The sequence below is a fragment of the Tardiphaga sp. P4_G1 genome (genome assembly GCF_056401215.1).
The window spans coordinates 560,487-573,520 of the sequence record NZ_JBFUJU010000001.1 but is presented as its reverse complement, the minus strand read 5'-3'; the positions used below and the strand labels follow the sequence as shown (position 1 = coordinate 573,520).

13 protein-coding genes and 1 tRNA gene are annotated in these 13,034 nt (G+C 62.1%); 5 read left to right on the top strand and 9 right to left on the bottom strand.

What is annotated here, in order from left to right; translation table 11 throughout:
• Positions 1–2: 2 nt before the first annotated feature.
• From AC1DUY_RS02825 to tgt, 4 genes are all read left to right on the top strand, one after another.
• Positions 3–446: a hypothetical protein gene (locus AC1DUY_RS02825; protein WP_120290341.1), complete on the top strand. Its 444-nt coding sequence runs from the start codon at positions 3–5 to the stop codon at positions 444–446.
• Positions 422–889 (top strand): peptidylprolyl isomerase, encoded by a 468-nt coding sequence (locus tag AC1DUY_RS02820; protein WP_478112092.1) that lies wholly within the window; start codon positions 422–424, stop codon positions 887–889. The genes AC1DUY_RS02825 and AC1DUY_RS02820 overlap by 25 nt, the downstream gene beginning before the upstream one ends.
• Before the next feature lie 152 nt (positions 890–1,041).
• On the top strand, positions 1,042–2,124 hold the full coding sequence (gene queA / locus AC1DUY_RS02815) for a tRNA preQ1(34) S-adenosylmethionine ribosyltransferase-isomerase QueA (RefSeq protein WP_478112090.1): 1,083 nt from the start codon (positions 1,042–1,044) through the stop codon (positions 2,122–2,124).
• A complete protein-coding gene (tgt, locus tag AC1DUY_RS02810) occupies positions 2,121–3,254 on the top strand; it encodes a tRNA guanosine(34) transglycosylase Tgt (RefSeq protein ID WP_478112088.1) in 1,134 nt (377 codons plus the stop codon). The genes queA and tgt overlap by 4 nt, the downstream gene beginning before the upstream one ends.
• A 51-nt stretch (positions 3,255–3,305) precedes the next feature.
• Here tgt and lpxD read toward each other — a convergent pair whose 3' ends face one another.
• Both lpxD and AC1DUY_RS02800 read right to left on the bottom strand, forming a co-directional pair.
• Positions 3,306–4,352: a UDP-3-O-(3-hydroxymyristoyl)glucosamine N-acyltransferase gene (gene lpxD, locus AC1DUY_RS02805; protein WP_093759117.1), complete on the bottom strand. Its 1,047-nt coding sequence runs from the start codon at positions 4,350–4,352 to the stop codon at positions 3,306–3,308.
• Positions 4,353–4,795: 443 nt separating this feature from the next.
• Positions 4,796–5,011, bottom strand: coding sequence for a helix-hairpin-helix domain-containing protein (locus AC1DUY_RS02800; RefSeq protein ID WP_068730943.1), 216 nt, complete (start codon positions 5,009–5,011; stop codon positions 4,796–4,798).
• Positions 5,012–5,355: 344 nt separating this feature from the next.
• Here AC1DUY_RS02800 and AC1DUY_RS02795 point away from each other — a divergent pair, with 344 nt between their 5' ends.
• Positions 5,356–5,595, top strand: coding sequence for a BrnA antitoxin family protein (locus AC1DUY_RS02795; RefSeq protein WP_441277275.1), 240 nt, complete (start codon positions 5,356–5,358; stop codon positions 5,593–5,595).
• Between the two features lie 21 nt (positions 5,596–5,616).
• Here the strand turns inward: AC1DUY_RS02795 and AC1DUY_RS02790 are convergent, their stop codons facing one another.
• From AC1DUY_RS02790 to AC1DUY_RS02760, 7 genes are all read right to left on the bottom strand, one after another.
• Positions 5,617–7,047: a caspase family protein gene (locus AC1DUY_RS02790; protein WP_478112085.1), complete on the bottom strand. Its 1,431-nt coding sequence runs from the start codon at positions 7,045–7,047 to the stop codon at positions 5,617–5,619.
• A 130-nt stretch (positions 7,048–7,177) separates the two neighbouring features.
• Positions 7,178–8,056, bottom strand: coding sequence for a DMT family transporter (locus AC1DUY_RS02785; protein ID WP_478112083.1), 879 nt, complete (start codon positions 8,054–8,056; stop codon positions 7,178–7,180).
• 221 nt (positions 8,057–8,277) lie between these two features.
• Positions 8,278–8,775: a hypothetical protein gene (locus AC1DUY_RS02780; protein WP_349768808.1), complete on the bottom strand. Its 498-nt coding sequence runs from the start codon at positions 8,773–8,775 to the stop codon at positions 8,278–8,280.
• A gap of 22 nt (positions 8,776–8,797) precedes the next feature.
• A complete protein-coding gene (locus AC1DUY_RS02775; protein ID WP_068730757.1) occupies positions 8,798–9,157 on the bottom strand; it encodes a hypothetical protein in 360 nt (119 codons plus the stop codon).
• Between the two features lie 190 nt (positions 9,158–9,347).
• Complete coding sequence (locus AC1DUY_RS02770; RefSeq protein WP_478112080.1) at positions 9,348–9,935, bottom strand: formyltransferase family protein; 588 nt, start codon at positions 9,933–9,935, stop codon at positions 9,348–9,350.
• Positions 9,936–10,008: 73 nt separating this feature from the next.
• Positions 10,009–10,083 (bottom strand) — tRNA-Lys (locus tag AC1DUY_RS02765).
• 191 nt (positions 10,084–10,274) lie between these two features.
• A complete protein-coding gene (locus AC1DUY_RS02760; protein ID WP_120289847.1) occupies positions 10,275–12,944 on the bottom strand; it encodes a glycosyltransferase in 2,670 nt (889 codons plus the stop codon).
• Positions 12,945–13,034: the final 90 nt, after the last annotated feature.

Genomic DNA, 13,034 nt, shown 5'->3' with positions numbered 1-13,034 from the left:
TCATGATGCCGCGATGCAGGGTGATTGCTCTGCTCGCGGCATTATTGCTGTCTGGCGTCCTTCAGGCGCATCCGGCATCGGCTCAGTCTGACGCCGTGAGTACGCTGGAGGGCATGTTCGGAAGGCTGAAAGCGTGCTGGCATCCGCCCGCCTTGCCGCGCGGCCATCCGGGCATGGAGATCACGGTACTGTTCAGCTTCAAGCGATCCGGTGAACTTCTCGGAAGGCCGCGAATTACCTTCGAGACGCCGGATGCCTCCGAGGCCGACAGCGTTGCTTACCGAACGGCTGTGATGGAGACATTGCAACATTGCACGCCGATGCCATTTACCGGGGGCCTGGGCGACGCGGTCGCTGGACGCCCCTTCCGAGTGCGGTTTGACGACCGCCGAAACCAACCCAAACCAGTAGAGAGACGAGCATGGCTGTTACCGAGAATACTTTGATCCTTGAAACCACCCAGGGTCCCGTCACCATCGAGATGCGCCCGGATCTGGCACCGGGCCATGTCGCCCGTATCAAGGAGCTCGTGCGCGAAGGCTTCTACGACGGTATCGTCTTCCACCGTGTCATCGACGGCTTCATGGCGCAGACCGGCTGTCCGGAGGGCACCGGCACCGGCGGTTCGGGCAAGAAGCTGAAGGCCGAATTCAATAACGAGCCGCATGTGCGCGGCACGCTGTCGATGGCGCGCGCGGCCAGCCCGGATTCCGGCGACAGCCAGTTCTTCATCTGCTTCGACGACGCGTCCTTCCTCAACAAGCAGTACACTGTCTGGGGCAAGGTCACCGAAGGCATGGAGAACGTCGACAAGATCAAGCGCGGCGAGCCGGTGCAGAACCCGGACAAGATCGTCAAGGCGCATATGGCTGCCGACGCGGCTGCCTAAGTTAAGCTCCTCCCTCACGTTCGTCATGCCCGGGCAGCGCGAAGCGAACTTCGCTAGTTGTCCCGGGCATCCACGTTTTATAGGCATCAACACCAAGGCGTGGATGGCCGGGACAAGCCCGGCCATGACGGAGTGGGAATAACTACAAACCCATGCGTACCGATATCTTCGATTTCGAACTTCCGCCTGAGAACATCGCGCTGCGGCCTGCCAGCCCGCGCGACGCTGCGCGGCTACTTGTCGTTCAGCCGGGTATCGGCGTGCAGGATCATGTCGTATCGGATCTACCGACTTGGCTGAAGCCCGGCGATCAGCTGGTCGTCAATGACACCAGGGTTATCTCGGCGCAGCTCACAGGCCGCCGCATCGGCCGTGACACCGAACCGAAGATCGATGCGACGCTGATCAAGCGCCTCGATGGTTCACGCTGGCAGGCGCTGGTACGGCCTGCAAAGAAGCTCGTCGAAGGCGATACGGTGCGCTTCGGCAATGAAGGCCGCGTCTGCCTGCTCGGACATCTCGACGCTCAAGTCGAGCACAAGGGTGATGCCGGCGAGATCATCTTCTCTTTCTCGTTTCACGGCCCGGCGCTGGATCAGGCGATTGCCGAACTCGGCGCGCCGCCGCTGCCGCCTTACATCGCCGGAAAACGCGCTCCGGACGAGCGTGACACGGCCGATTATCAAACCATGTTCGCCGCCAATGACGGCGCCGTCGCCGCACCGACGGCGGGACTGCATTTCACGCCGGCACTGGAAGCCGCTCTGAAAGCGCGCGGCGTCGGCCTGCATCGCATCACGCTGCATGTGGGCGCCGGGACCTTCCTGCCGGTGAAGGTCGACGACACCGCCGAGCACAAGATGCATTCCGAGTGGGGTACGATCTCGCGCGCAACGGCGGATGCGCTGAACGCAGCGCATGCGGCCGGCGGACGCGTTGTTGCCGTCGGCACGACCTCAATGCGTTTGCTGGAAAGCGCAACGTCCGAGGACGGCGTTATTCATCCGTTCGCTGACGAGACTGCGATCTTCATCACGCCCGGCTATCGTTTCCGCGCCGTCGATATCATGCTCACGAATTTCCATCTGCCGCGTTCGACGCTATTCATGCTGGTCTCTGCCTTTGCCGGCATAGATACGATGAAGCAGGCCTATGCCCATGCCATCGCGACCGGCTATCGTTTCTATTCATACGGCGACGCCAGTCTGCTGTTTCGGGACACACGCAATCCATGACCGTCGCCAATCATTTTGAACTACTGCGCACTGACGGCACGGCACGCAGAGGCCAGCTGACGACGCCGCATGGCGTAGTCCGCACACCGGCCTTCATGCCGGTCGGCACCCTCGGTGCGATGAAGAGCTTGCACTGGCGCGATGTGCGCGATGCCGGTGCGGATATCGTGTTGGGCAATACCTACCACCTGATGCTGCGTCCCGGCGCGGAACGCGTCGCGTCGTTCGGTGGTCTGCAGAAATTCACGACCTGGAACGGGCCGATGCTGACCGACTCCGGCGGCTTCCAGGTGATGTCGCTGGCGCAGCTGCGCAAGGTGACGGAGCAGGGCGTCACGTTCCGTTCGCATATCGATGGCGCGAAGTTCGAATTGACGCCGGAACGGGCCATCGAGATCCAGCGGCTGCTGAATTCGGACATCGCGATGCAGCTCGACGAATGCGTGCGGCTGCCCGCCGAACACGCCGACATCGACCGCGCCATGCAGTTGTCGCTGCGCTGGGCCGAGCGCTGCAAGCGCGCCTTCGAGACGGCGCCTGACGGTTACATGCTGTTCGGCATCGCGCAGGGGGGCGATGTGCCGGAACTGCGCCGCGCCAGCGCACAGGGGCTGATCGATATCGGCTTTCATGGGTACGCGATCGGCGGCCTCGCCGTCGGCGAGCCGCAGGCCGTGATGCTGGCGATGATCGAGGAGGTGGTTCCGATCCTCCCCTCGGAGCGGCCGCGCTACCTGATGGGCGTCGGTACACCGGACGACATGCTGGAAGCGGTGGCGCGCGGCGTCGACATGTTCGACTGCGTGATGCCGACCCGTAATGGCCGCCACGGCATGGCCTTCACACGCTATGGCCAGATCAATATGCGCAATGCGCGGCACCAGGACGATCCGCGGCCGCTGGACGAAGAGAGCACCTGGCCGGCGGCACGCGATTACTCGCGCGCCTATCTGCATCATCTCGTGCGCTCCGGCGAAACCCTCGGCGCGATGCTGCTGTCTGAAATCAACATCGCCTATTACCAGAGCCTGATGCAGGGCATCCGCGCGGCCATCGATGCCGGCACTTTCGAAGAGTTTCGGGCGCGCACGCGTGAGGGCTGGGCGCGCGGCGACATTCCGCCGCGGTAACCGCTCGTCGCGTGTGGAGAAAACACTAACCTGTCCATCACCCTGTCAGGTTCATCGATCGTTTGTCTCGCGGTCACCGGCCGCAAGCATTTCCATGGCCTTGTATTGCCGGAAAAACCTGCGACTGGGCCGGGCTGGAAATCCTGCCCACCGCTCTCCCGCAGGCACGTCGCGCGTGACGCCGCTTGCACCGGCTATCTGTGCGCCGTCGCCGATCGTCAGATGAGGAGCAATTCCAGTCTGGCCGCCTATTGCAACAAAACTCCCGAGAGTTGCGGACCCGGCAATTCCGACTTGCGCGGCGATGAGGCAGTGCCTGCCAATCGTCACGTTGTGGGCGACTTGTACGAGGTTATCGAGCTTCGTGCCTTCGCCGATAAACGTGTTGCGGGTCGACCCGCGATCGATGGCCGTGTTTGCACCTATTTCGACGCAGTCCTCAATAATGACGCCTCCGACCTGGAGAATTTTTATATGTCCGCCTTTGTCGGGCACGAATCCGAAGCCGTCCTGCCCGATCGATACGCCTGGATGGACAATGACGTGATTGCCGACGGTTGCGTGCGCAATGATAGCGCCGGCGCCGACCGAGCTATGGCTCCCGATGGTGACGTCTGGACCGATCACGACGTTTGACCCGATATAAGTGCGTTCACCGATCTTGGCCCGGGGACCGATCACTGCGCCGGGATCGATGGTAACCCCGCAATCGATGATGGCCGAAGCATGAATCGTGGCGTTCGGAGAAATGCCGACGGTCTCGAAAAGTGACCCCGGGATAGCCGCCCCTGGATAGAGCAAGGCGAGGATTCTCGAGTAAATCAAATATGGCTGAGGTGTCACAAAAGAGTAGGTCTCCTTTGGAACGGATGCGCTGAAGCGCGGGGAGACGAGACAAGCGCCCGCATTCGTCTGCCTCAAGGCCTCAAGATACTTGTGATTGTCCATATAGCTCAGCTCGCCGCGACGCGCTGTCTCTAGCGCCGCTCCAGCCGAAATGAGGAAATCTTTTGTAACAAAAAGTAAGCCCGCGATGCCCGCGACCTCACTTGCAGCGATCGTGCGCTTAGGCACGAAGAAGGGAATTTGACCGGTCATGACCGACTCCAGTGCGGGTATCCCCTCGACCCGAGAGACGGCTTCTCCGCTGTAGACCCGACAGCTGGTTAGCACGGCTTGGGAACATCAGAAATGGCGAAGGTGTGACTGCGGCGTGGTCGTTACTTGGTGCACGCGTGACGGTGCAAATCGTTTGCGCAGATTGCTGACCTTGACGCGTGCCGATGCTGCGCCGACGCGGACGCCGGTCGAGACGATATGCTGAGCCTCGGCGCGAGCGGCTGCTTTTGTTTGGAGCGTCAATGACGCATGGGCGATACTGGCTGCGTTCGCCTTACTGGGCGTTTGGGTTGTGCCATTTGCGTGGAAGGCAGCCCTCGACGGGCAAGCAGAGGCACGGTGAATGTGATAGTCACAATCGGTGACTTCCTCGGATCGCGGAGCAATCCAAGATCGGTTCACGCGGGTCGGCGCGAACAGCGCTAGTTGCAGACCGTCCGGCGAAAGGCGTGCTTGGTCACAAAACCATAGCCGCATGTATCGCAGGTCCAGAGATAGCTGACGACGTCATCGGTGAGAAAGGCCGACGCCTCGGCAGCAATCATCGAGTCGGCACAAACGGGGCAGGTCGGAAGATCGCTGCCACGCGGCGCGGGATGGGACGTTTTGGTCGTACGGACTTCAGCTGATGCTGACATCGTGACCTCCTTCGTCGTCTCATCGGACATGACACGATCCTAATCCGATTTGTTTGACCGTGTCGCAACACAAATGCGTTGCTTTGAAGTTTTTTAAGTCAGCGCATGTTTGCGCCGCAGCGCGGTCACCTTTGTGCAACGCCACGTGCGTCACGGAGAATGCGCCTGTTACGATGAATGACATTTGTAAAATTTGCTGACATTGCCGGTCGTGCAGCAGAGGCGAGTAGCTGCCACATCGCGCCCTTGTGTGGACGCATCTTCGGCGAGACCGTGGAAGCGATTGTGCAGCCGCTCAGCGGGCGCTATCTGTCGACGGCAATGTTGGAAGGAATCTGACCGAGATGGCACAGCCCCCGCGACGCCCGCGCACGCTCCAGGATGCCCGCACCGAGGCGGAGGCGGCGTTCAAGAAGACGACCACCAAACCGGTTGAGGCACCGGTCGCCAAGGCCGCCGTTCCCGGCGTGCGCGAACTGGTGTCGCTGCGGATCGATCAGGACGTGCTGCAATATTTTCAGCAGGACGGGCCGGGCTGGCAGGACCGCATGAACGACGCGCTGCGCAAGGCGGCAGGCAAGTAAGCTGCCGCTTTAGGTAGCGGGCTAGCGGTTGAGGAAGCCGCCAACCACGCCGCCGATGAACCGGCCGGGACCCGCGGGATCGATGGCCGGGGCGGGGGCGGGCGCAGCCTGGCGCCGGACCACGGGCGCTTCCTCATAGGTCTGCTGTTGCACCTGGCGGCGCACCGGCTTCGGTGCGGGCGCCGGCTCCTCTTTCAGCGCGACGACCTCGGTGAGCAGTGCGGCATGCTGCACCTTGTTGAGATAGCCCGACGTCGGGTAACCGCGTGCCGCCTGCCACCGCGTGATCACGCCACGGGTCCCGGCATCGAAGCTGCCGGTCGCCTGGGTGTCGAAGCCAAGGCCGTTGAGGCGGCGCTGCACGTCGCGGCGCTTGACCTTGTCGAGACCGATCTTGTCCTCGGTGAGCTGGTTGGCTTCCTCGGTAAACACCGCCTTGTCGACGCCCGGCGCAGCGGTACGCGGCGCGGTGGCGGCTTCCTGTAGCGCGGCGATACGGGCGAGGGCGAGCGGCTTGAACTGGCCGTTCGGATACATCGAGATGTAGGCGTTCAGTTCCTCCGGCCGGTTGGAGTCCTTGATCGAGCGCCAGAACTCAAGCTCGACATCGGAGCCGGCGGTGGCCGCCGCGGGCATGGTGGCGGTGGGGCTGGCCGCGGCGACGGCGACCTGCGCCTGCACGTCCGGATTGAGATAGACCGCACCGATCAGATTGGTATGGCCCCAGGGCAACTGGCCCTTGTTGGTTTCGTCCTGCACCTGCGCGCGCACTTTCGTCATCGCCTGCTGGATCTCGGCGCCGGGCGTGGTGATGTTGTTGAGCAGCGCGCGGGTAAACGGGCTGTTGCTTCCACTCTTGCCGTCGAGGGCGGTCTGGCCGGGGCTGGTGGCGAATGCGATCAGCGTGCCTTCGCCGGATTTCATCTCCGCAAGGCCGGACGACACCGCGACGCTGCGCGTGGCAGATCCGCTGGAGCGGATCTTGGCGGCAAACGGATTGTCGCGGCAGGCATCGAGGAATACCAGCTTCACCTTGGCATCGCCCATGGTCTGGTCGAGGGTGGTCTCGACATTGATCGCTGCGCCGAGCTTGACGTCCATCTCCGACTTCAGATTGGCATCGATCGGCAAAAGGTAGTTGATGTTGTTCACCGAGATACCGTGGCCGGCATAGAAGAACACCGCGACATCGGCGCCCTGCGCCTTGCGGCCGAAGTCGAGCAGCTTTTCGGTCATGCCGTCGCGCGTCAGGTTCGATCCTTCGATGACGTCGAAGCCGACATTGCGTAGCGCGCTGGCCATGGCCTTCGCGTCGATCGGCGGGTTCGGCAACGGATCGACATTCTTGTAGCTGCCATTGCCAACGACGAAAGCGACGCGCTTGTCGGCAAGCGCTGCATCCGCGCTGAACAGGATGGACAGCGCAGACAGGGCAAAAGCGAAATGGCGCACGATACGATCTCCCCCACGAATCCGGTCATTCGACCCTAGACACATTGGGAAAAGTACCAATTGCGGGCGTGCGCCAAAATGTCGAGACACGCACTCGGAGAATAAAATCGAAAAAGGGGAACCCGATGCGTCAGGCCGCCGCACGCACCGGCGGTCGATCGGTACTGAGCAGGTTCAGCGTGTTGCCGGCGAGAATGAGAGCTGCGCCGAGCAGTGTGAACAGGTCGAGCCGTTCAGAGTATAGTAACCATCCGATGGTGGCACTGAGTGGTACGCGCAGAAAGTCCATCGGCACGACCACCGTCGCATCGGCATAGAGCATCGCGCGCGCCATGCAGAAGTGGGAAAACGTGCCGCAGAAGGCGACCACGACAAGCCAGCCCCAGACATAGGCCGATGGCCACTGCCAGGAGTATAGCGCGGGGAAAACGCCGGCCACCGACTGCACCACGATCATCCAGAAGATGATCTTCAGCGCGCTGTCCGTCCGCGTCAGTGACTTGATCAACGTGATCGAGATGCCGAAGCCAAATGCGGCGGCTAGCGCAATCAGCTGACCGGGATTGACGACGCCCGTGGTCGGGCGAACGATGACGATCACGCCGATCAGGCCGAGCACGATGGCGACGATCTTCCAGAGCGTCATGCGCTCGCCGAGAAAGAACGCCGCCATGATGGCAATCCAGATCGGCATGGTGAACTCGATCGAGACCAGCTGGCTCAGCGGAATGAGCGTGAGTGCGTAGAACCAGCCGAGCTGCGCGCCGTAATGCACGAGGTTGCGCGACACATGCGCCAGCGGCCGCGTGGTCTTCATGGCGCCAAAGCCGCCGTTGAAATACAGGATCGGCAACAGCATGACGAAGCCGAAGACTGATCGGATCTCCATCACCTGGAAGACATTGAGTTCGCGCAGCGTCTCGCGACCGCCGATGGCGACGAATAGCATCAGAAGCAGCCAGCCGGACATCCACAGCGCGGCGCGGGCCTTCGACGGGGGGCGATCCATAATCCCTGAGAACCAGTTTCTTGCGCTGCAATGATTCACGCAGCGGTGTCAGCCTTAGAACTGGCTCTATCGGCGACATCGCCGGGCTTTGCAACGGACGAATCCGGTGGGGCTGCGTTGCGAGAGATCGTGCGGACGCTCTCAGGCAGAGGATATATCGGCAAAACAAAACCCCGGCTGTTTGAAACAACCGGGGTTCGAATTCCAAACGTGCGGAACGATCAGCTGCGGCTGAGCGAAATGCTGGCGCCCCTGAACTGGCCTTCGGAGGTGATCGAGACCTGCTGCTTGTTGCCGGTCGTCGTCAGGATCAGCTTCGCGCTGAAGGCTGGCGAGGAAACGTCAACATTGAACTTGCCGGCGGTTGCCCGACCCTCGAGCGACCCTGTCACGCCGCGGGTCGTCTCAGCCCAGCTGCCAGACAGCTCGCCGCCTCTGGACTTCACGTCGCTCTTCAGTTCGAACTTGTAGCTGTCGCTGGCGCAGAGCAGGGACTGGTTCAGTCCCGCGCCGTCGCCGCTCACGGCATAGGTCGCCTTGCAGCGAATGCGCTCCTTGGAGCCGTCCTCGAGCGAGATCGTCCCGTTACCCGACCATACTCCGGCCATACCGGCGAACGGCGCTGACTGGGCATATGCCGACGCAGACGTCAGACCGAGCGTGGCGCAGAGCACCGCCGTCCGAACGAGCGAACGCGGAGAGGTCGAGGTAGGCATCATGGGGAGCATTCCTGGTTGGGGATTACTGACGCGAAGCTTCCCACCGGCCGCTGCAGGGGACGCCGCCCGAGGCGCCGTTCCACTTGCCCGATCCGGTGTTGCCGGACAACTGGCCGTTGGCGAAAGCAGGTCCGATCGACACGCGCACGGTGCCTTCGCGGCCAACCTTGCCGTTGACGTCGGCGCCGGGCGCAGTGATGCGGCCTTCGGTGACGGTCAACGGATAGCGAGCTGTCGGCTCGCAACTGCCGGTCTTGGTAACGATGGTCACATTCCAGAGCCCGTCATAGGCATTGTCGGCTGCGAATGAAGGAGCCGAAATCAACGCTGCGCTGGCAATCAGCGAAACGGACAAGGCGGAACGGATGCGGTCAAAACGCATTGAATCAAATCCTCGATGTTGTGATGGCCACCTTATTGGGGCGTAATGTGTCCAAAATTTGCTGCGTTGCCGCATAGACCCAAAACAACTTACGGGATGCAAGCCGCGACGGGCGAATTGGTTCCCTTTATTGACAGATTTGGTTGATTCGGGCGGGTTCCGGCGCCTCTTTAACCAGTTTTGGAGGCTTCTAGGCCAGTTTTGGCGCATTGGTCGCGAATTGCTCGTCCTGGTAGGTTGCGGGCAAACGCTTGTGGACAGTCGCGAAGTCCACGACCTCGCCGAGCAGCTTGAGGCCGAGCGGCGCCAACGCGCGCTCCCAAAGTTCGCGAGCGGTTTCGCCTTTTTTCACGAAGCACCATTCCTGCGCGGCGATGGCGCCACCGTCCATGACATCGGCAAGGTGATAGATGGTGCCGCCGGCGATCGGATCGCCTGCCTTGATGGTCCATTCCACGGCAGCGATGCCACGGTGACGGGGCAACAGTGACGGATGGTAGCCAATGCCGCCAAGGCTGGCTGCGGCGAGCGCATCCTTGCCGATGCGGGCGTGGCTGTGCGCCGTGATGATCAGCTCGGTGCCCTCGGCGATCTCGGAGGCCACGACGAGCTTCGGATTGGCCTGGACTGTCACCGGGATGCCGGCAACCTTGGCGGCTGCGGCGAGACGGTCCTCGGCATCTGCAACCACCACGGACGCGATCTCGACGTTGTGGGTCTTCAGCATATCGAGGGTCGTGACGCCGAAGTGTTTGGAGCCGACGAGGGTAATCCGCATGTTCGATTGTCCGGTGTTCAGAGGCTGAGGATGGTGTGAAAACCGGAAGTTCCGGCGTGGCTCATTGCGGCGATGGTGGGCGGGGAGGGGATCGAACCCTCGACCAGTCGATTAAAAGTCGAATGCTCTACCACTGAGCTACCCGCCCTAAAGTGCCGTATTGACGAAGCTAAACGGAGGAAACCGACCCTTGCGGGGCGCGGTGAGGCCGGTCAGCCACGGCCGCGATGGCGCCCGCAATGCAGCGTATCGCGTGACCGGCTGTGTAAAAGGCGGGTCCGCCGGGGTCAAGGGCAGGGCTCGATGTTATGGACATGAACCGCGCCCCATTGGCGCGGTTCAGCTGGCTTCGCGCTGGGCCTCGGGACGGGACACGTCGATCGGCGGCATCGCCACCGGGCGAAGGCCGATCAGCTCGGCCGTGCGAACCGTCGTGTTGCGCCACCACTGGAAGTCATTGGCGCGCGAATTCTCCAGGATGGCAATCATCACCGCCGACAGGAACGGCAGGCTCTGCAGCACCAGCACGCCGGCGAAGATGTAGATCTCGGTGACCTGCTTGGAGTTGTTGGAGAACACCAGCACGCCGCAGCTGATCAGCAGAAGCACTCCGATCACGGCTTCCCAGAACGCCTGGAATTCGATCGACATGGTCGACTTGCCGCCCTTGGAGGTCACGGTGAAGGGCAGGTGATCCTTGATCAGGCCATCGGCGACGGCGCGCGACACGGTCCACTGCACCGACATGGCGGCGATCATCGCGCCCAGCATCTGCCACAGGCCGATCTTCACGCGCAGCCGGTACAAGACGATGAAGTGCGCCAGCGACACCACGAATGACGCGATGATCGGCAGCGTCAGGATCTTGTCGGGGATGGCGATATCGGCGAAGGCGATGATCGGCACCCAGATGATGTTGAGGATCGCCACCACGACGCCGAGGCTTTCGGCGCCGAGCCAGTTCAGCCAGCCCATGCCGAATTCGCGCTTCTGGTCCTGGGTCATGCGGCTCGCGCCCGGCATGAAACGGCGCCAGTGCTTCTTGATGATCTGGAAGCCGCCATAGGCCCAGCGATGACGCTGTTTCTTGAACGCCTCATAGGTGTCCGGCAGCACGCCGTAGCCGTAACGTTCCTTCGTGTAATGCGTCAGCCAGCCATGCTGCATGATGGCGAGGCCGAGATCCGAGTCCTCGCAGATGGTGTCGCCGGCCCAGCCGCCCGCCATGTCCATCGCGGAGCGACGAATGAGGCACATGGTGCCATGGACGATGATCGCATTGGCCTCGTTGCGCTGGACCATGCCGATGTCGAAGAACCCGGCATATTCGCCGTTCATGATGTAGTGCATCAGTGAACGGTCGCCGTCGCGGTGGTCCTGCGGCGCCTGCACGAGGCCGACGCGCGGATCGTTGAAGGCTGGGACGAGATCTTTCAGCCAATTCGGCTCCACCACATAGTCGGCGTCGATGATGCCGATCACTTCGGCATCCGCCGCGGTGCGGTCCATGGCGATGCGCAGGGCGCCGGCCTTGAAGCCCTCGACCTTCTCCGCATTGATGAAGATGAAACGCTCGCCGAGCATGCGGCAATGATCCTGGATCGGCTGCCAATAGGCCGGATCCGGCGTGTTGTTGATGATCACCACGCATTCGAAATTCGGATAGTCGAGCCGGGCAACCGCATCCAACGTCAGCTTCAGCATGTCCGGCTGTTCGCGATAGGCCGGAATGTGGATCGAGACCTTCGGGTATTTCTGCTCGGCGTCTGCAGCGGCACGCAGCTTTTCGCTGCGTTCGGCTGTCAGCAGCCGCAATGGCTTCCGGCCGAAGGCGATGGCCGCAATCTCCTCGATGCGCGCCAATGCGATCAGGAGCAGCGGGATCAGCAGGATGCAGCCGAGTGACAGGGCGAAGGCCGATCCCCAGACGAAATAGTGGGTCTGCTGATAGGCGAAGATGGTTGCCGCCCAGGCGCCAACGGCATTGGCTGCGGTCGAGAGCACGAGAGCCTGCATCGCTGTCGCGCCAACGATCTGCAGGATCGGCAGCGACAGCAGGATGCCAACCAGAAGCGCAATACTGGCGTTCTTCCAGTGGTCCGGATCCACGACCGGACCGGTCCATGGGAATTTCGGTTCCCGCGAGGCGTTGAGAACGCCCCAATAGGGGCCGACGCCGCCTTCGAAGAATTTCCAGGGCTGATCGATGGCTTCGACGATGTTGTAGTCCATGCCGATCGCTTCAGCGCGGGTCACGAAGTTGCGCAGCACGACGGCCTGCTTGAACGGGCCGGGCACGGCCCTGCGCAGATTGTAGCCTTCACTCGGCCAGCCGAATTCGGCGATCACGATGCGCTTGCCGGGAAAGGTCTCGCGCAGGACGCCGTAGAGATGAACGGCCTGGTCGACGGCCTGGGTGTCGGTGAAGTTTTCCCAATAGGGCAGGATGTGCGCGGCGATGAAGTCCACCGACGAGGCGAGCTGCGGATTGTCGCGCCAAATGTTCCAGATTTCGCCGGTCGTGACGGGAACCGTGACCTGGCGCTTTACCCGGCGGATATATTCGACGAGGTCCTCGAGCTTGAGTTCATCGCGATACAGCGTTTCGTTGCCGACCACGATGCCGATGACATTCGGGTTCTTCTTCGCAAGCTCAACGGCGGAGGCAATTTCACGCTCGTTGCGATCCGCGTTCTTGTCGATCCAGGCGCCGACGGTGACCTTGAGGCCGAACTCGTTGGCGATGGCGGGTACCATTTCGACGCCGCCGGTCGACGAGTAGAGACGGATCGCGCGCGTGATCGTCGACAGTTTCTTGAGGTCGGCGCGAATCTTCTCGACGGTCGGAATGTTGTCGACGTCGGGATGCGCCGTGCCCTCGAACGGCGCATAGGAGAGGCTGGGAATCATGCCCTTGAAATCGGGAGCTTCCTGCTTCTCGCGCAATACGCCCCATAGGGCGGCATGAACGGCGGTCACGAACAATAAAACGGCGACGACAGCGCGCATCGCAACTGAACCATAACGGGGCGAGCGTGGCCGGGAAGCGGACCCGTCCCCGAGGTCCGACCAGTACAACGGTAACGGAGACTATATCCG

Bases quoted from the DNA above. Each gene is read 5' to 3' on its own strand.
- AC1DUY_RS02825 (WP_120290341.1), top strand. From the start codon at position 3: ATGATGCCGCGATGCAGGGTGATTGCTCTGCTCGCGGCATTATTGCTG.
- AC1DUY_RS02820 (WP_478112092.1), top strand. From the start codon at position 422: ATGGCTGTTACCGAGAATACTTTGATCCTTGAAACCACCCAGGGTCCC.
- queA (WP_478112090.1), top strand. From the start codon at position 1,042: ATGCGTACCGATATCTTCGATTTCGAACTTCCGCCTGAGAACATCGCG.
- tgt (WP_478112088.1), top strand. From the start codon at position 2,121: ATGACCGTCGCCAATCATTTTGAACTACTGCGCACTGACGGCACGGCA.
- lpxD (WP_093759117.1), bottom strand. From the start codon at position 4,352: ATGACCGGTCAAATTCCCTTCTTCGTGCCTAAGCGCACGATCGCTGCA.
- AC1DUY_RS02800 (WP_068730943.1), bottom strand. From the start codon at position 5,011: ATGTCAGCATCAGCTGAAGTCCGTACGACCAAAACGTCCCATCCCGCG.
- AC1DUY_RS02795 (WP_441277275.1), top strand. From the start codon at position 5,356: ATGGCACAGCCCCCGCGACGCCCGCGCACGCTCCAGGATGCCCGCACC.
- AC1DUY_RS02785 (WP_478112083.1), bottom strand. From the start codon at position 8,056: ATGGATCGCCCCCCGTCGAAGGCCCGCGCCGCGCTGTGGATGTCCGGC.
- AC1DUY_RS02780 (WP_349768808.1), bottom strand. From the start codon at position 8,775: ATGATGCCTACCTCGACCTCTCCGCGTTCGCTCGTTCGGACGGCGGTG.
- AC1DUY_RS02775 (WP_068730757.1), bottom strand. From the start codon at position 9,157: ATGCGTTTTGACCGCATCCGTTCCGCCTTGTCCGTTTCGCTGATTGCC.
- AC1DUY_RS02770 (WP_478112080.1), bottom strand. From the start codon at position 9,935: ATGCGGATTACCCTCGTCGGCTCCAAACACTTCGGCGTCACGACCCTC.
- AC1DUY_RS02760 (WP_120289847.1), bottom strand. From the start codon at position 12,944: ATGCGCGCTGTCGTCGCCGTTTTATTGTTCGTGACCGCCGTTCATGCC.